The organism is Streptomyces sp. NPDC014676, from assembly GCF_043084105.1.
In the GTDB taxonomy this organism is placed as follows: domain Bacteria; phylum Actinomycetota; class Actinomycetes; order Streptomycetales; family Streptomycetaceae; genus Streptomyces.
In genome coordinates, this window is sequence record NZ_JBIBZI010000002.1 from 281,882 (window position 1) to 298,362 (window position 16,481).

The 16,481-nt window shown below is 73.5% G+C and carries 17 protein-coding genes; 7 read left to right on the forward strand and 10 right to left on the reverse strand.

Features of this window, described 5'->3' with window-relative positions:
- Positions 1-82 precede the first annotated feature (82 nt).
- Together ACF1DX_RS05695 and sigE are read right to left on the reverse strand one after the other, a co-directional pair.
- Entirely contained in the window at positions 83-1,042 is a 960-nt protein-coding gene (locus ACF1DX_RS05695) for an anti-sigma factor family protein (protein WP_391789960.1), read from the reverse strand.
- Positions 1,039-1,698 carry an RNA polymerase sigma factor SigE gene (gene sigE, locus ACF1DX_RS05700; protein ID WP_391790454.1) on the reverse strand — a complete coding sequence of 220 codons (660 nt, stop codon included), beginning with the start codon at positions 1,696-1,698 and terminating at the stop codon, positions 1,039-1,041. Before sigE ends, ACF1DX_RS05695 begins: the two co-directional genes overlap by 4 nt.
- Positions 1,699-1,974: 276 nt before the next feature.
- Here sigE and ACF1DX_RS05705 point away from each other — a divergent pair, with 276 nt between their 5' ends.
- Positions 1,975-2,673 (forward strand): O-methyltransferase, encoded by a 699-nt coding sequence (locus ACF1DX_RS05705; protein WP_391790455.1) that lies wholly within the window; start codon positions 1,975-1,977, stop codon positions 2,671-2,673.
- 102 nt (positions 2,674-2,775) lie between these two features.
- Here the strand turns inward: ACF1DX_RS05705 and ACF1DX_RS05710 are convergent, their stop codons facing one another.
- Positions 2,776-2,943 (reverse strand): DUF3117 domain-containing protein, encoded by a 168-nt coding sequence (locus ACF1DX_RS05710; RefSeq protein WP_003966491.1) that lies wholly within the window; start codon positions 2,941-2,943, stop codon positions 2,776-2,778.
- Between the two features lie 380 nt (positions 2,944-3,323).
- Between ACF1DX_RS05710 and ACF1DX_RS05715 the strand changes: the two genes are divergently transcribed.
- The gene (locus tag ACF1DX_RS05715) at positions 3,324-4,127 is read left to right on the forward strand and encodes an enoyl-CoA hydratase/isomerase family protein (protein WP_391789961.1); all 804 of its coding nucleotides are present in this window, start codon (positions 3,324-3,326) and stop codon (positions 4,125-4,127) included.
- 85 nt (positions 4,128-4,212) lie between these two features.
- Here ACF1DX_RS05715 and ACF1DX_RS05720 read toward each other — a convergent pair whose 3' ends face one another.
- The gene (locus ACF1DX_RS05720; protein ID WP_391789962.1) at positions 4,213-4,821 is read right to left on the reverse strand and encodes a DNA-3-methyladenine glycosylase I; all 609 of its coding nucleotides are present in this window, start codon (positions 4,819-4,821) and stop codon (positions 4,213-4,215) included.
- Entirely contained in the window at positions 4,818-5,174 is a 357-nt protein-coding gene (locus ACF1DX_RS05725) for a DivIVA domain-containing protein (protein ID WP_391790456.1), read from the reverse strand. Before ACF1DX_RS05725 ends, ACF1DX_RS05720 begins: the two co-directional genes overlap by 4 nt.
- Positions 5,175-5,507: 333 nt before the next feature.
- On the opposite strand from ACF1DX_RS05725, the gene folP reads away from it, so the two are divergent.
- A complete protein-coding gene (gene folP / locus ACF1DX_RS05730) occupies positions 5,508-6,368 on the forward strand; it encodes a dihydropteroate synthase (protein ID WP_391789963.1) in 861 nt (286 codons plus the stop codon).
- Positions 6,369-6,487: 119 nt separating this feature from the next.
- Here the strand turns inward: folP and ACF1DX_RS05735 are convergent, their stop codons facing one another.
- Both ACF1DX_RS05735 and dapE read right to left on the reverse strand, forming a co-directional pair.
- Positions 6,488-7,246 (reverse strand): TIGR00730 family Rossman fold protein, encoded by a 759-nt coding sequence (locus tag ACF1DX_RS05735; protein WP_030860079.1) that lies wholly within the window; start codon positions 7,244-7,246, stop codon positions 6,488-6,490.
- A 109-nt stretch (positions 7,247-7,355) separates the two neighbouring features.
- A complete protein-coding gene (dapE, locus tag ACF1DX_RS05740; RefSeq protein ID WP_391789964.1) occupies positions 7,356-8,435 on the reverse strand; it encodes a succinyl-diaminopimelate desuccinylase in 1,080 nt (359 codons plus the stop codon).
- Between the two features lie 84 nt (positions 8,436-8,519).
- Here dapE and ACF1DX_RS05745 point away from each other — a divergent pair, with 84 nt between their 5' ends.
- Together ACF1DX_RS05745 and ACF1DX_RS05750 are read left to right on the forward strand one after the other, a co-directional pair.
- Complete coding sequence (locus ACF1DX_RS05745) at positions 8,520-9,500, forward strand: heavy metal transporter (protein ID WP_391789965.1); 981 nt, start codon at positions 8,520-8,522, stop codon at positions 9,498-9,500.
- A gap of 181 nt (positions 9,501-9,681) precedes the next feature.
- Positions 9,682-9,984, forward strand: coding sequence for an ATP-binding protein (locus tag ACF1DX_RS05750; RefSeq protein WP_391789966.1), 303 nt, complete (start codon positions 9,682-9,684; stop codon positions 9,982-9,984).
- A 374-nt stretch (positions 9,985-10,358) separates the two neighbouring features.
- On the opposite strand, the gene ACF1DX_RS05755 is transcribed toward ACF1DX_RS05750, so the two are convergent.
- Entirely contained in the window at positions 10,359-11,456 is a 1,098-nt protein-coding gene (locus ACF1DX_RS05755; protein ID WP_391789967.1) for a bifunctional succinyldiaminopimelate transaminase/glutamate-prephenate aminotransferase, read from the reverse strand.
- A gap of 117 nt (positions 11,457-11,573) precedes the next feature.
- Entirely contained in the window at positions 11,574-11,891 is a 318-nt protein-coding gene (gene fdxA, locus ACF1DX_RS05760) for a ferredoxin (RefSeq protein ID WP_004926152.1), read from the reverse strand.
- A 140-nt stretch (positions 11,892-12,031) separates the two neighbouring features.
- Here fdxA and ACF1DX_RS05765 point away from each other — a divergent pair, with 140 nt between their 5' ends.
- Positions 12,032-13,054: a GNAT family N-acetyltransferase gene (locus ACF1DX_RS05765; protein WP_391789968.1), complete on the forward strand. Its 1,023-nt coding sequence runs from the start codon at positions 12,032-12,034 to the stop codon at positions 13,052-13,054.
- A gap of 17 nt (positions 13,055-13,071) precedes the next feature.
- Complete coding sequence (locus ACF1DX_RS05770; protein ID WP_391789969.1) at positions 13,072-13,923, forward strand: tetratricopeptide repeat protein; 852 nt, start codon at positions 13,072-13,074, stop codon at positions 13,921-13,923.
- A 184-nt stretch (positions 13,924-14,107) separates the two neighbouring features.
- Here ACF1DX_RS05770 and ACF1DX_RS05775 read toward each other — a convergent pair whose 3' ends face one another.
- A complete protein-coding gene (locus tag ACF1DX_RS05775) occupies positions 14,108-16,372 on the reverse strand; it encodes a hypothetical protein (protein WP_391789970.1) in 2,265 nt (754 codons plus the stop codon).
- Positions 16,373-16,481 lie beyond the last annotated feature (109 nt).

The following is a 16,481-nucleotide window of genomic DNA, read 5'->3' on the forward strand; positions in this document are numbered from 1 at the left end:
AAACTACAGGCTCGGCACCCGGCTGGGCCTGGGCGCGCCCCCTGGATTCAACCAGGTCGCGCGCCCCCGCGCACCGAACGGTTCAGCGGGACGTGGGCGTGGGAGCCGGTGTCGTACCCGCGGTGAGGAGGCCGGGGTCCCTGAGCCCGGCGGAGACGGCCCACGTGGTCAGGGTGAGCGGCGGGGTCGAGGTGAGCGGTCGTATCAGCGGGGACATCGCCGTCGCACCGCCCGTCATCGGCGTGCCCGGCGCGGGGTGGCGCTCCGTCGGCGCCGGGATGCCGGGCAGCAGCGGCGCGGAGACCGCGGTCGGGGCGGCCGGGGTGTCCGCGGGCGCGCTCCGGCCCGTCGGCTGGCCCGGCAGCGGACCCACGCCGCGGCGCCGCTGGGACTCGGGCACCGCCGCGCCCGTGCCCTGTGTGCGCACCGGCGTGACGTTGCTGCCCTTGCCCGCGCCGCGCGCCTCCGTTTCGGTGGGTGTGCCCGTGGCGGTGACCCCGCCGAGCGCGATCGCTGCCAGCGACACCGCCCCGGCGGCGACGAACGCGAACCGCAGCCCGCGGGAGGACGGCCGGTCGCTCTCGTGGCGGCTGACGTCGTGGACGGTGAAGCCCCGGCCGCCCGGGGTGGCCGGCAGCGCGGCCCCGTGCCGCCGGACGGGCTCGTAGGCGAACTCGAAGCGCTCGCCCCGCCTGGTCCCGAAGACCCCGGAGCCCCCGCCGAGCCGCCCCGACGTGCCACCCGGCAGCCCTCCGCCGCCCAGCGGCGAGCCGCCGTCGCCGAGGTCGCCCCCGGCCGGCAGCCCCTGGAGGCGGGCCAGGAAGCTCTCGGAGGGCGGTGGGGGCGCCGCCTGCGCGAACACACTCTTCAGACGGCGCTGCGCGTCCACCTCCGCCTTGCACTTCGCGCAGGTGGCGACGTGCGCCAGTACGCGCTCACGCGCGTCATGACCGAGCTCTCCGTCCACCAGGGCGGAAAGTCGGTCTCCCAGGTGCTGCTCTGCGAGGTGTCCCTCGGCAGACTTCGGCCGTGAACCGCTCACGCGCTCGCGCCCCCTCCTCCCAGTGCGGGAACACGCGGCACGAAGGAGCGGTGCTCCGCGCGCGCCTTGGGCGAGCGGTGCGCGAGGGCCTTGCGCAGCTGGGAACGGCCGCGGTGGATCCGGGACCGGACGGTGCCGAGCTTGACGCCCAGGGTGGCCGCGATCTCCTCGTACGACAGTCCCTCGATGTCGCACAGGACGACGGCGGCGCGGAACTCGGGGGCGAGGGTGTCGAGGGCCTGCTGGACGTCCGCGTCGAAGTGGGCGTCGTGGAACACCTGCTGCGGCGTGGGCTCCTTGCTGGGCAGCCGCTCGGCCGCGTCGTCGCCCAGCGCGTCGAAGCGGATGCGCTGCTTGCGGCGGACCATGTCCAGGAAGAGGTTGGTGGTGATGCGGTGCAGCCAGCCCTCGAAGGTGCCCGGCGTGTACGTCGACAGGGAGCGGAAGACACGGACGAAGACCTCCTGGGTGAGGTCCTCGGCGTCGTGCTGGTTGCCGGTGAGGCGGTAGGCGAGCCGGTAGACCCGGCCGCTGTGCATGCTGACGATCTCCTCCCAGGTGGGCGGAGTCCACGCCTGCCCGTCCGCGTCGGTGGAGAAGGTCGCGGTCTGGGCCGGGTCGCCGGCGCGGTGATGGTCAGCAGCGGTGTTGTTCACGGATTTCGGCCTGCCCGCCGATCCGAGGAAGCGCCGCAGCACTCCTGCGCGATCCACAGGCGCAGCCGCACCTCCCCTATCGGCTCTGGTGGTGTCCAGTGGAGCCCCTACCATAGCCACCTCGCCCGTTAGCTCCGGATAAGCGGTTTTACGAGAATTTGATCTGGGCTGCCACGGCTCGTACGGCTGCGTCAGCACTTGCTCGGCGTCCTCGTCCACTGTCTGCCCCCCGTCACGGCACACGCCACTTGCTCACCCCTTCAAACGACCGGTCCCATCTGCGGGTTCCCGACGCCAACGGATACAGTCACGCCGAGGCTTCCACGGGGACAGGAGAGGGTCATTACCGCCAACCGGCAGACGAGCTGGGCGTTCTCCGACGCCTATGTCGCCGAGGACGAAGCGCTGCACCGGGCCCGTGACCGGGCCCGTGACGCGGGGCTGCGCTCGGTGTCGCCCGGCACGGGCGCGGCGTTGCGGCTGCTGGCCGCCAGCGTGGACGCCAAGGCGGTCGCGGAGATCGGCACCGGCTGCGGAGTCTCCGGGATCCACCTGCTGCACGGGATGCGGCCGGACGGGGTGCTGACCACGGTCGACCAGGAGCCGGAGCACCAGCAGTCCGCCCGCCAGGCGTTCCGCGACGCCGGCTTCGCCGGGAACAGGGCCCGTTTCATCCCGGGCCGCGCGCTGGACGTCCTGCCCCGTCTCGCGGACGCCGGTTACGACCTGGTCTTCTGCGACGGCGACCGGCAGGAGTACCAGGACTATCTCGCCGAATCGTTGCGTCTGCTGCGCCCAGGAGGGCTGGTCGCCTTCGAAGGGCTCTTCGCGAACGGACGCACGGTGGACTCCGGACCGCAGCCCACGGAGGTGCTGCGCCTGCGGGAGCTGGTGCGGACCGTGCGCGAGAGCACGGAACTGGTGTCGTCGCTGCTGCCGGTGGGGGACGGGCTGCTCTGCGCCGTCAAGCGGTGACCGGCGGACCCGGTCCGCGCGCCCTTCGGCCCGTACGTGAAACGGCCGCCCCGGCACCGCGTGCGGTGCCGGGGCGGCCGAAAGGGTATGGTCGCTTGCGCGTCAGCCGACGACCTTCTTGAGGGCGTCGCCGAGCGCGTCGGCCTCGTCCGGGGTCAGCTCGACGACGAGCCGACCGCCGCCTTCGAGCGGAACGCGCATGACGATGCCCCGCCCCTCCTTGGTCACCTCGAGCGGGCCATCACCCGTCCGCGGCTTCATGGCCGCCATGCTCGTTCCCCTTCCTGAAACCCGGCTAAACCGTCTGAGCCGACGGCCCACTGAAGGGCACCTGCGGTCCTTGAAGCAGGACACACGCCACCGGCATCGAACACATTGCTTCCAGGTCATTATCCCGCATGGCAGGACCCGATGACCAACATCGGTCGGCATCGCTTGGGCAACGCACGCGAGCAAAACCACCCAATTCGGCGATGTGACTGCGATACTGCGCCACCGCGCACACATCCGCCGATCGGAAACGGACAGGGATTGTTTGACGCAGGTCACACGTCGGCCGCCCGCCACGGCCGGTGATCTCCGTCATGCTGTCCTGCAGACGGGGACGTACCGGCCGGTAGGTCCCGAGCCGCCACACGGAGGGATACGCCATGGCCGACACCGTGCTCTACGAGGTGAGCGACGGACTCGCGACGATCACGCTCAACCGCCCGGAGGCGATGAACGCGCTGAACGTCGCGGCGAAGGTCGCCCTCCGGGACGCGGTCCGGTCCGCCGCGGACGACGACGCCGTACGCGCCGTGCTGCTGACCGCGGCCGGGGACCGGGCGTTCTGTGTCGGGCAGGACCTCAAGGAGCACATCGGGCTGCTGACCGAGGACCGGGAGACCGGTTCGGGGCAGACGATGAGCACGGTGCGCGAGCACTACAACCCGATCGTGAAGGCGATCGCCGGGGCCGCGAAGCCGGTGGTCGCGGCGGTGAACGGGGTCGCGGCGGGCGCCGGCTTCGGCTTCGCGCTGGCCGCGGACTACCGGATCGTCGCGGACACGGCGGCGTTCAACACCTCGTTCGCCGGGGTCGCGCTGACCGCGGACTCCGGGATCTCCTGGACGCTGCCGCGCGTGATCGGCCCCGGGCGCGCCACCGACCTGCTGCTCTTCCCGCGCAGCGTCTCCGCGCAGGAGGCGTACGAGCTGGGCATCGCCAACCGGCTGGTCCCGGCGGCGGAGCTGCGGGCGGAGGCGGAGAACGTGGCGCGGGCGCTGGCCGAGGGGCCGACGGTGGCGTACGCGGCGCTGAAGGAGTCCGTGGCGTACGGGCTGAGCCACTCGTTGGAGGCGGCCCTGGAGAAGGAGGACGAGCTCCAGACCCGGGCGGGCTCCTCGGAGGACCACGCGATCGCGGTGCGGGCGTTCGTGAACAAGGAGAAGCCTCGGTACCTGGGCCGGTGAGTCTCCGGTGAGCTCGGGGCTGCGGCACCGTCGGAGGCCGCGGGTTCAGTGTGGTTGATTGCGCCCACGCGGCGGAGCCGCACATCTATACAGCCCCGCCCCCCTTTGGGGCACTTCTCGCCGCGCATGCTTCCAAGTGGTCGTTGACCAGGCCGCAGGCCTGCATCAGGGCGTACGCCGTGGTCGGGCCGACGAAGCGCAGGCCCCGTTTCTTCAGGGCCTTGGACAGGGCCGTCGACTCCGGGGTCACCGCGGGGACGTCGGCGAGGGTCTTCGGTGCCGGGCGGCCGGCCGGGTCGGGGGCGTGGGACCAGATCAGGGCGTCCAGGTCGCCGGGCGCCCATCCGGCCAGCTCGCGCGCGTTGGCGAGCGTCGCGTCGATCTTGGCGCGGTTGCGGATGATGCCCGTGTCGGCCAGCAGGCGCTCGCGGTCGGTGTCGGTGAACTCCGCGACCTTGGCGATCTCGAAGCCGGCGAAGGCGGCGCGGAAGCCGGGGCGACGCCGCAGGATGGTGATCCAGGACAGGCCCGACTGGAACGCCTCCAGGCTGAGGCGCTCGAAGAGGGCGTCGTCGCCGTGGACCGGGCGGCCCCACTCCTCGTCGTGGTACGTCACGTAGTCCGCGGTGGACAGCGCCCAGGGGCAGCGCGGGAGGCCGTCCGGGCCCGCGGGAGCGGCTGCCTCGTCGCTCACGGCCGCTCGTCCTCGTGGTGCGGGGCCGGCTTGTCCATGGAGACGCGGGCCGCGGCGGCGCGGGCGCCGGCCAGCGCGGACTCCAGGCCGGCGATCCGGTCGTCGCGCTCGGCGAGCTCCGCGCCGAGGCGGCCGAGGGCGTCGTCCACGTCGGCCATGCGGTAGCCGCGGGCGGCGAGCGGGAAGCGCAGGCCGTCCACGTCCGCGCGGCTGACCGGCCGGTCGGGCGGCAGGGCGTCCCGCAGGCGCTCGGGGGCCGCCTCGGGCAGCGGGGCGCTGTCGCCGCCGCCCACCACGGCGAGGGTCACCGCGGCGACCACGACGGCGAGCGCGACGACCAGGAACAGGAACATAACCATCGCCGGGGCCCCCACGGTCGGATGAGTCGGATGTAAGTCGGAGTCGGATGTGTGGCTCCGATCGTGCCATGCGAGTCTGACAGTCGGGGCCTGTCCTTCGGATCAACCCGACTCCGGGGTACAGAGCCTCGCACACACCGGTGAGCGGGCCCGGGTGCGTGCGGCCGCGGGGCGGAGGAAGGAGTCGGCGCGGAGCGTCGGCGACCGACGACAGCGCCGCGGGTCCGCGCACCGGCCCCGGGGTGATCCGGAAGACAGGCCCTCGGGCCGCCGGGCGTTCGTGAGGCGGCTCGAGGACGGGATCGTACGAGGAAGAGGTCACAGGGGATGCTCAGGCTGGGCAGGCGGGAATTCGCACCGCACGAGCGGGTCGTCATGGCGATCGTGAACCGGACCCCGGACTCCTTCTACGACCAGGGCGCCACGTTCCGCGACGAGCCGGCGCTGACGCGGGTGGAGCAGGCGGTGGCGGAGGGCGCCGCGATCATCGACATCGGCGGGGTGAAGGCCGGGCCGGGCGAGGAGGTCACGGCCGAGGAGGAGGTGCGGCGGACGGTCGGCTTCGTCGCCGAGGTGCGGCGGCGCTTCCCGGACGTCGTGATCAGCGTGGACACCTGGCGGCACGAGGTCGGCGAGGCCGTGTGCGAGGCGGGCGCGGACGTACTGAACGACGCGTGGGGCGGGGTCGATCCGCGGCTCGCGGAGGTCGCCGCGCGGTACGGGGCGGGGCTGGTGTGCACCCACGCGGGCGGTGCTCAGCCGCGGACCCGGCCGCACCGGGTGACGTACGACGACGTCATGGCCGACATTCTCGACGTGACCGTGGGGCTGGCGGAGCGGGCGGTGTCGCTGGGGGTGCCCCGGGAGTCGGTGATGATCGATCCGGGGCACGACTTCGGGAAGAACACGCGGCACAGTCTCGAGGCGACCCGGCGGCTGGGGGAGATGGTCTCCACCGGGTGGCCGGTGCTCGTCTCCTTGTCCAACAAGGACTTCGTGGGGGAGACGCTGGACCGGCCGGTGAAGGAGCGGGTGGTGGGGACGCTGGCGACCACGGCGGTGTCCGCGTGGCTGGGGGCGCGGGTGTACCGGGTGCACGAGGTCGCCGAGACCCGGCAGGTACTGGACATGGTGTCCGCCATCGCGGGGGAGCGGGAGCCGGCGGTGGCCCGGAGGGGGCTGGCGTAGGGCCTTTTTCGCCCCCGCCGCCCTTCCCGTCCCGTCCCCGGGGGCTCCGCCCCCGGGCCCCCGCCTTCGCCCACCCGCCGCCCGACCCGGTACGTCAAAAGGCGCCCTTTGAAAGACCTCTAGCGGCCCGCCTCCTTCGAGACCAGGGCCACCGCCTCGTCCACGTCGTCCGTGACGTGGAACAGCAGCAGGTCCTTCTCCGCCGCCTTGCCCTGGGCGATGACCGTGTGGCGGAGCCAGTCGACCAGGCCGCCCCAGTAGTCGGTGCCGAACAGGACGATGGGGAAGCGGGTGACCTTCTGGGTCTGGACCAGGGTCAGGGCCTCGAAGAGTTCGTCCAGCGTGCCCAGGCCGCCGGGCAGGACCACGAAGCCCTGGGCGTACTTGACGAACATCATCTTGCGGACGAAGAAGTACCGGAAGTTCAGGCCGATGTCGACGTAGGGATTCAGCCCCTGCTCGAAGGGCAGTTCGATGCCCAGGCCGACCGAGACGCCCTTCGCGTCGCACGCGCCCTTGTTGGCCGCCTCCATGGCCCCCGGACCGCCACCGGTGATCACCGCGAAGCCCGCGTCGACCAGGCCCCGGCCCAGCCGGACGCCGGCCTCGTACTCCGCCGAGTCCACCGGTGTGCGCGCCGAGCCGAAGACGCTGATGGCGGGCGGGAGTTCGGCGAGCGTGCCGAAGCCCTCGATGAACTCCGACTGGATGCGCAGCACCCGCCAGGGGTCGGTGTGGACCCAGTCGGTGGGCGCCCGCTCGTCCAGCAGCCGCTGGTCGGTGGTGCTCGCCTGCACCTGGTCCCGCCGGCGGAGGACCGGCCCCAGGCGCTTCTCCTCCGGCGGCTGCTGCTTCCCCTCGGGGTTGCCGGTAGCCATGTGCGCTCCCTCCGTCGTGCCAGTCGTTCCACCTCAGCGTAGATCCACAGGGGTTACGTACGAGGGACCTGAGCATGTCCGGAACACAGCGGCGCAAACCCGGCCCGCGTCACGCCGTCAGCCAGGACCGCAGCCGCTCCTCCCCCGCGAGGATCTTCGCGGTGTCCACGCGCTCGTCCCGCTTGTGCGCCAAGTGGGGGTTGCCGGGACCGTAGTTGACCGCCGGGATGCCCAGCGACGAGAAGCGGGAGACGTCCGTCCAGCCGTACTTGGGCTGCGGTGTGCCGCCCACCGCCTCGATGAAGGCCGCCGCGGCCGGGTGGGACAGGCCGGGCAGCGCCGCGCCGCTGTGGTCGTCGACGACGAAGTCCGTCACCCCGCAGTCCGCGAAGACCTCGCGGACATGGGCGAGGGCCTCCTCCTCGCTGCGGTCGGGGGCGTAGCGGAAGTTCACGGTGACGACGCACGCGTCGGGGATGACGTTGCCGGCCACTCCCCCGGAGATGCCGACCGCGTTCAGGCCCTCGCGGTACTCCAGTCCGTCGATCACCGGATAGCGGGGTTCGTAGGCGGCCAGGCGGGCGAGGATCGGGGCGGCGGCGTGGATCGCGTTGGAGCCCATCCAGCTCCGCGCGGAGTGGGCGCGTTCGCCGGTGGTCTTCAGCAGCACCCGCAGGGTGCCCTGGCAGCCGCCCTCCACCTGTCCGTCGGAGGGTTCGAGGAGCACCGCGAAGTCGCCCTCCAGCCACTCGGGGTGCGCCTCGGCCACGTGCTTCAGGCCGTTGAGGTCGGCGGCGACCTCCTCGTTGTCGTAGAAGACGAAGGTCAGGTCGCGGTTGGGCGCGGGGACCGTGGCCGCGATGCGGAGCTGGACGGCCACGCCGGACTTCATGTCGCAGGTGCCGCAGCCCCACAGCACGCCGTCGCCGTCGAGCCGGGAGGGGACGTTGTCCGCGATCGGGACCGTGTCGATGTGGCCGGCGAGGATCACCCGCTCCGGGCGCCCCAGCCGCGTCCGGGCCACCACGTTGTTGCCGTGGCGGTCGACGGTGAGGTGCGGCAGGGCGCGCAGCGCGTCCTCGATCGCGTCCGCGAGCGGCTTCTCGGTGCCGCTCTCGGAGGGGAAGTCGACGAGCCGCGCGGTCAGGCGTGCGGCGTCCAGCGTGAGGTCAAGCGGGGTGTCGGCCATGCCGTCGACCCTAGCGCGCCGGGTGTCCTGACCCCTGTCCGCACCTGGCGCACAGGGAACCGTACTCTCCAGTACCTTGTACGCGTGTCAGAGCCGTCACTTCCTTCCAAGCGCACACGCCGTGGCCGTTTCCTCCGCTGGAGTGCGGGCCTCGCGGTCCTGTCCGCGGTCGCCGGATACGTCGTGGTCCAGTACGACACCGGCCGCGCGGGCGCTCCCGGCTGCAAGGTCGTCTCGGGCAAGGGCGACGGGGCGATGTACGAGTTCACACCCGAGCAGGCGGTGAACGCGGCGACGATCACCGCCGTGGGCACCGCGCGCGAGCTGCCCGAGCGGGCGGTGACGATCGCGCTGGCGACCGCACTGCAGGAGTCGGCGCTGCGCAACATCGAGCACGGTGACCGTGACTCGCTGGGCCTGTTCCAGCAGCGTCCCTCGCAGGGCTGGGGCACGCCGGAGGAGATCATGGATCCGACGTACGCGGCGGGGAAGTTCTACGAGCACCTGGAGGAGGTGCCGGGCTACACCCGGCTGCCGCTCACCGTCGCCGCGCAGCGGGTGCAGCGCAGCGGCTATCCGCAGGCGTACGCCAAGCACGAGCCGGACGCCGCGCTGCTGGCCGCCGCCCTCACCGGGCGCTCGGCGGCGACGCTGACCTGCGAGGGCCGGCCGGCGGCGACGCGGGCGGCGGGTGCGGACGCGGTGCGGGCGGCGCTGACGCGGGACTTCGGGCGGGACGCGCTGGAGCCGGCCGGTGCGGAGGTGGGGGCCGCGTCCTCGCCCTCGCCCTCGGTGAGCGCTGCTCCGGTGGAGTCCGACGGGGGGACCGTGCGGCTTCCGGTCACCGCCGAGGAGGGCGCCGACGCCGGGGCGCGTGGCTGGCAGTTGGCCCACTGGGCCGTGGCCAACGCCTCCGAGCTGCGCATAAAGCGGGTGTCGTACGCGGGGCGGGAGTGGACGGCCGGGCACACCGACAGCCAGTGGCGGCCGGTGGACGGCAAGAACACGGAGGGCTCGGGGGCCACGGACGGTGCGGGGGTCGTGACCATCACGACGATGCCGTAGCGCGGCCGCGCGGGAGTACGACCGTGCAGGCGTGCGGGGAGTCACCCGCAGGCGTCATGCGGGCGTCGCGTACGGCCGATAATGCGACGCATTGCCAACTCTTTGCGTTGCCCCGCCGCAACCTTCCCGGCGGTCGGACGGTAGTCACGGCGTCAGCGTTCTCTCCCGTCGAAGGAGCACCATGTCCCTCCCCCTGACCCGTCGGATCGCCCGTGCCGCGCTGCTCGTTGCTGCGGGAGCGGCCGCCGGGGTCGGCGCGGCCGGTTCCGCCAGTGCGGCTCCGGAGCTGCCGGCCGCGCCGAACCTCGGCGGGCTGACCGCTGTGGACGGGGCCGCCGGCGACACCGTGGACGACGTGACGCGGGACGTCACGAAGACCACGGGCGACGCCGACAAGGTGGCGCCGGCGGCCGGCAAGACCGTGAAGAAGGCCGCCGGGTCCCTCACCAAGGGTGCGCCCGTGAAGGGGCTGCCGGTCGGCTGAGGACCGGCCTGCGGCCGGCTTCTCTTACGGCGACGGGGTCTGGGGGGTTCCCGGGCCCCGTCGTTCTGTGTCCGCGCCGGGGTGCGGTGAGCGTTTCCCGGGCGGTGGCCCGGTGCCGGCGGTTGTGCCCGCCCTCCCCCACACTCGGCTTCGCTCGAGCGGGGAACCCCCATCGCCTTGCGGAACGACTGCCCACAGCCGCCGGGGCGGGCCCCCAGCCGGGGCGGGTAAGCCCACAGCCAGGCGGGGGGCGAGCGAGTCCACAACCGGTCGGAGCAGGCAAGTCCGCAGCCGGGGCGGGTGGGTCCACAGCCGGCCAGGGGCAGCCGGGCCCGCAGCCGGGCCGGGGCCGGTCCGCAGTCAGGCTGGTCGTCTCAGGACGTCAGGCGGGTCACCGCGGCCTGGACGCGTTCGTCCGTCGCGGTCAGGGCCACGCGGACGAAGTGCTCGCCCGCGGGGCCGTAGAAGTCGCCGGGGGCGACCAGGATGCCCCGGTCGGCGAGGTGGGCGACCGTGGTCCAGCAGGACTCGTCGCGGGTCGCCCACAGGTAGAGGCTGGCCTCGCTGTGCTCGATGCGGAAGCCGTGCCCCAGCAAGGCCTCGCGCAGGGCGGTGCGGCGGGCCGCGTAGCGCTCCCGCTGGACGCGGACGTGCTCGTCGTCGCCCAGGGCCGCGACCACGGCCGCCTGGGTCGGCGCGGAGGTCATCATCCCGCCGTGCTTGCGGATCTGCAGCAGCGGACCGAGGACCGCCGGGTCACCGGCCAGGAACGCGGCGCGGTAACCGGCGAGGTTGGACCGCTTGGACAGGGAGTGGACCGAGACGATCCCGTCGTACGACCCGCCGTTGACGTCGGGGTGCAGCACCGAGACCGGGTCGGCCTCCCAGCCCAGCTCGATGTAGCACTCGTCGGAGAGGACGAGGACGCCGTGCTCGCGGGCCCAGGCGACGATCTGGGTCAGCTCCTCCTTGGACAGCACCCGGCCCGTCGGATTGGACGGGGAGTTCAGCCAGAGCAGCTTCAGGTTCGTCGGGTCCAGCTCGGTCGGATCGTCGTACGCGACGTGGTCCGCGCGGGCGAGGCGGGCGCCGACCTCGTACGTCGGGTAGGCCAGGCGCGGGAAGGCGACCTGGTCGCCGGGGCCGAGTCCGAGCTGGGTGGGGAGCCAGGCGACCAGTTCCTTGGAGCCGACGACCGGCAGGACGTGGTGGTGGGTGACCCCGCGGGCGCCCAGCCGGCGCTCCGTCCAGCGGGTGAGCGCGTCGCGCAGTTCCGGCGTGCCCCAGACCGTGGGATAGCCCGGGGAGTCCGCCGCGGCGATCAGGGCCTTCTGGACCGGCTCGGGCACCGGGTCGACGGGGGTGCCGACCGAGAGGTCGACGATGCCGTCGGGGTGCGCGGCGGCCGTCTTCTTGTACGGCTCCAGCTTGTCCCAGGGGAAGGCGGGCAGCCGGTCGGAGACTGCGGACACGGTTACGGGCTCACTTTCTGGTCCGGCGAACGCCTCGGTCCCGTACGGCGATCGGGAGGATCGGGCCGTACGGGACCGGGGCGGCACGTCGATGCGGGGCCGCTTGTCGCGGGACGGCTACGCCTGCGGCGGCAGCGCGGCGATGAACGGGTGGTCCCGCTCGATCAGACCCAGCTTGCTGGCGCCGCCGGGCGAGCCGAGCTCGTCGAAGAACTCGACGTTCGCCTTGTAGTAGTCCTTCCACTCCTCCGGAGTGTCGTCCTCGTAGAAGATCGCCTCGACCGGGCAGACCGGCTCACAGGCACCACAGTCGACGCATTCGTCCGGGTGGATGTACAAGGACCGCTGGCCCTCGTAGATGCAGTCGACCGGGCACTCCTCGATGCACGCCTTGTCCTTCACGTCGACACAAGGCTGCGCGATGACGTAGGTCACGCTGTCGTTCCTCCTCGATAGGGCGCTGGCGGGCCTCCTCAGGCTCCGCCGCCTGGCGCGCGGGAGCGCGGCGTCGTCGATGCCCGCCCCTAGTATCTCCGTTCTTGGGCATGATCCGAACAGGAGGGGTGAACTGACCTGTGGAAATCTCTGCCGCCGGGCGCCTCGAGGTCCGTATCACCACTGCTGACGTGGGAAAACGGGTCTCCGTACGGAGCTTGATCGAACATGGCCCCTCGGGTGAGAGGTTCACCGACACGGTCGGTGTTCTCACATCATGGGACAACGGTGTGCTGCGGATCACAAGGAAGAGCGGCGAGAGTGTCCGCGTCGCGGAGTCCTCGCTGGTCGCGGGCAAGGTGGTCCCGTCCGCCCCGGCGCGGCGCCGGGGTCCGACGGCCTCGTACGAGGAGCTGGCCCGGGTCTCCGCGCGGGCGTGGCGGCCCGTGGAGAGCGAGCGGCTGGGCGAGTGGGAACTGCGCGCCGCCGAAGGGTTCACGCGGCGGGCCAACTCCGTCCTGCCGCTCGGCGACCCGGGCGTGCCGCTGGACGACGCGCTGACGGCCGTACGCCGCTGGTACGCCGCGCGGGGGCTGCCCGCGTACGCGCAGACCGCGACCGGCGCCGAGGGGACGCAGGAGCTGCTCTGCGCGGAGCTGGAGCGGCGGGGCTGGGTGCGGGAGGTGACCGCCGAGCTGTGGACGGGTCCGCTGGCGCCGGTCGCCGACCTGGGCGGGGAGCCGTCCGGGGTCGTGCTGTCGCGGGAGGCCGACGAGGCGTGGCTGGCCCGGTACCGGCGCAAGGGGGTGAGCGAGGTGGCCCTGCGGGTGCTGGGAGGCGGGCCTTCGGTGTGGTTCGCGACCGTGCCCGGCGACGACGCTCCGGCCGCCATCGGGCGGTGTGTCGTGGACGGGCGGTGGGCCGGGTTCGCGGCGGTCGAGGTGGACCCGGCGCGGCGGCGGCGAGGGCTGGCGACGGCCGTGATGGCGGCGCTGGCCCGGCGTGCTCTGGACGAGGGCGCCTCGGCGGCCTGGCTCCAGGTCGAGGACGACAACACGGGGGCACGGGCGCTGTACGACCGCATGGGCTTCGCCGCACACCACGCGTACCACCACTACCGCGCTCCGGAATCGTCGGCTCCGGCGGGTGAGGGAGCGCCGTGAGCGGGCACGAACCGGGTATGCGCGCTCCACGCCCCCCGTCGCCCGAGCGCTCCGCCGAACTGCGCCGGCGGTTCGCCGAGGAGGCCCGCTGCGAGCGGCCGGACCTGTCCACGCTGTGCCTGCTGGTCGGCGCGGAGGCGGACGGCACGCTGGACGAGGCGGGCATGGACGCCGTGGAGGTGGAGCTGGACCGGCTGGCCGGTGAGCTGCCCTACCGGCCCGGCTCGCCGTACGCGTGGGCGCGGGCGCTGCGGGAGCTGCTGGGCGAGCGGTACGGCTTCCACGGCGTTCCGGACGACTACCAGCGGCTGGAGTCGTCGCTGCTGCACGAGGTGCTGCGGCGGCGGCGCGGGCTGCCGATCCTGCTGTCGGTGGTGTGGATGGAGGTGGCCCGGCGGGCAGGGGCGCCGGTGTACGGGGTGGCGCTGCCCGGGCACTTCGTCGTCGGTTTCGGGGAGGCGGAGGGGCAGGTGCTCGCCGACCCCTTCGACGGGGGACGGGTACTGACCGGCGCCGACGCGGAGCTGCTGGTCACCGGGGTGACGGGGGCGCCGCTGGACGCGTCGATGCTGACGCCGGCGGGGACGCTGGACGTCGTCCTGCGGATCCTGAACAACGTCCGGGCGTGGTCGGCGGCGCGTCCCGAGCACTCCGGTGTGGGGCTGTGGGCGGTGGACCTGTCCCTGCTCCTCCCCTCGCACCCGGCACGGCTGCGCTACGAGCGGGCGCAGCTCCTGGTGCAGCGCGGTGATTTCCGGGACGGCGCGCGGGAGCTGGAGGCGTACGCGGAGACGGTGGCGGCGGTGGACGGGCCGGCGGCGGAGCGGATCCGGGGCCAGGCGCAGGCGGCGCGGGCGCTGCTCAACTAGGAGGCGGGCGCCCGGTGGTCCGGACGCCGCCGGCGCGTCCCGCCGCCGTTCGGTGAAGCGAGCGGGGCTTTCCCCGGTGTTCCGCCGCTTGCGCGATGTCACGCCGGGAGGAACGCTCCGCTCGTGATGCGGGAAGCGGGCGCCGGGTGGATCACCGGGCGCCCGCTTCCTTCCGGACGTCGCGTCAGCTCGGGTCCGTCTCGATGACGGCGACGCGGTCGGTCTTGCTGGTCAGCGCCAGGCGGAGGGCGCCGTAGACGTCTTGGGGGGTGACCGGCGTCTTCTTGCCGTTGCCCCGGGTGATGAGGACCCCGTCGAACGCCTGGCCGTACAGCTCCTCCAGGGCCTTCAGGTCGGGCTTCTCCGCCAGCTTGCCGTTGACGGCCTGGACCCCGAGGAACTTCCACAGCGAGTTCTCGGGGCTCATCGGGACCGAGTGCGCCGCGTCGGTCTGCACGGTCACGTTGGCCGACATGGCCGGCTCGGCGAACTCCTTCATCATCCGGTCGACCTCGGCCTTGGTGACCTTCGGCTGCTGGGCGGTCGTCGGGACGTTCACCGTGGTGGACTTCCCGGTCTCGACCTGGGTGCGGTACGCCTCCGTCACCGCGTCGGCCGCCTTGGCGACGTCGATGCCCTGGCCGCCCTTGGGGTACACCGGGACGGCCTTGCCGGACTCGAACTTGATCGAGCCCTCGGTCACCGAGCCGGAGCCGCCCGCGGCGGCCTCCAGGGCGGCCTGCAGCTTCTCCTCGTCGACGGGCATGACCGGCTCGACGACGCGCTCGTTGCCGATGAGGGAGCCGATCACGTTGACCGGGTTGTAGTCGCTGCCCGCGGCCCCGCCGACGGTGGCGTCGGTGTCGAACTGCAGGCCCGCGTTGTCCGGCTCCAGCTCGACGGTCTTGCCGTCGACCGACAGCTTCAGCGGCTGGTTCAGCCGGTCGTCGAGGGCCGCGTCGAGCTTCTTCACGGCCTCGTCGCGGGTGCCGCCGCCGATGTCGACGCCGAGCACGGTGGTGCCCTTCGGGACGTCGGAGCGGTTCATCAGCAGTCCGGCGCCGTAGGCGACACCGGCGAGGAAGACCACGCAGCCACAGAGCAGGACGAGCTTGTTGCGCCCCTTCTTCTTCGCCGGCTTCGAGGAGCTCGCCGGGGGCGTGGAGACCGGCTCGGGCAGCTTCGGGGGCGTGTGCGGCCGCGGGCCGTCGGCCGGGGTGCCGGGGGCGTTGAAGTCCGCGCCCGGCGGGACGACCGGGATGCCGCTGGTGACGGTGTGCCCGGAGACGTTGTCGTGGCGGGGGCCGTAGCCCGGGGTGCCGGGCTGGGCGGGCCGCTGCGGGGTGAGAATCGCGGTGTCGTCGCTCAGACCGCCGCCGGGGGCGCCGGGGCCGCCGCCCTGGCCGGTGAAGCCGGCGGGGGCGCCCTGGGACGCCTGGGCACCGGGGCGCGCGGGTGCGCCCCGGCCCGCCTGGCCCGCCTGGCCTGCCTGACCGGTCTGACCGGTCTGACCCGACTGGGCACCGGGGCGGACCGGGAGGGCGGGGAGACCCGGGCCACCGGGGACGGCGGGAGCGCCGGAGCCCTTGCCCGCCTGGCGGGCGACCGGACTCGATCCGGTCGCCGGCCCGGTGGTCGGGCCCGCGGGGCCCTGCGGGCCGCGCTGACCGGGCCGGGACGCCTCGTCCGTGAAGAACGGCAGGTCGTCGCGGCGCGGCTCGTCGCCGTGCCCCGTACCCGGACGCGTGCCGGGGCCCGCGGGCCCGGCGGCCAGCGCCTCGGTCACGTCGAAGGAACCGGTGCCGCCACCGTGCCCGGGGGCCACGGGTCCGCCGGTCGCACCGGTCGCGCCGGTGGGTCCGGAACCCCGCGTGCCGCCGGGAAGGGAACCGCCCGGCGCGCCCGTGGAGCCGACGCCGCCACCCGGCCGCGCGCCACCGGGCGCGGAAGGGGCCTTCGGGGCGCCGCCCGCGGCGGGGCCCGAACCATTCGGCGCGCCCGCGCCGTTGGCGGAGCCGCCGGCCGGACCGCCCTTGCCCCCGCCCGACTTGCGCGGCGCGAACCAGTCGCTGGCCGGCTTCTCCTCGGCCGCCGGCCGGTCGGACCGGTCGGGCTGTGCGGGCTGGGCGGGAGGCTCGGCCACGTCGGCGGCCGGAGCCGGGGACGGCGCCGCCGCCTCGGCGTCGGTGGTACCGCTCTTGCCCTCCGCGTCCGTGACGGGCTTGCGGACGACGACCGGCGGAATGGGCCGCGATCCGGGGATGTTGATGCGGACCCGCGTGGTCAGCGTGGTCTCGGTCTTGCGTTCCTCCGGCCGCGCGGCCGAACGGCCCGCGTCCGTACCCGCGTCCGGAATCGCCGGAATCCCGTAGGGCGGCGTGCCCGACGGGTAGGCGGCTCCGCCGCGCCCGTCGGGCCCGGAGGACGGAGTGTCAGTTTCACGACTCAAGGCAGGTTCTCCCGGTTGGCTCCGCCGCCCGTCACGACCTCACGGTGGGAGTCCTCCCAGCTCGGGCGAAGCCGAGGGTTCGAGGGAGGCTCGGCGGCGCGCACCACCT

Bases quoted from the DNA above. Each gene is read 5' to 3' on its own strand.
- ACF1DX_RS05770 (WP_391789969.1), top strand. From the start codon at position 13,072: ATGCGCGCTCCACGCCCCCCGTCGCCCGAGCGCTCCGCCGAACTGCGC.
- ACF1DX_RS05735 (WP_030860079.1), bottom strand. From the start codon at position 7,246: ATGGCTACCGGCAACCCCGAGGGGAAGCAGCAGCCGCCGGAGGAGAAG.
- folP (WP_391789963.1), top strand. From the start codon at position 5,508: ATGCTCAGGCTGGGCAGGCGGGAATTCGCACCGCACGAGCGGGTCGTC.
- ACF1DX_RS05750 (WP_391789966.1), top strand. From the start codon at position 9,682: ATGTCCCTCCCCCTGACCCGTCGGATCGCCCGTGCCGCGCTGCTCGTT.
- ACF1DX_RS05715 (WP_391789961.1), top strand. From the start codon at position 3,324: ATGGCCGACACCGTGCTCTACGAGGTGAGCGACGGACTCGCGACGATC.
- ACF1DX_RS05710 (WP_003966491.1), bottom strand. From the start codon at position 2,943: ATGGCGGCCATGAAGCCGCGGACGGGTGATGGCCCGCTCGAGGTGACC.
- dapE (WP_391789964.1), bottom strand. From the start codon at position 8,435: ATGGCCGACACCCCGCTTGACCTCACGCTGGACGCCGCACGCCTGACC.
- ACF1DX_RS05725 (WP_391790456.1), bottom strand. From the start codon at position 5,174: ATGTTCCTGTTCCTGGTCGTCGCGCTCGCCGTCGTGGTCGCCGCGGTG.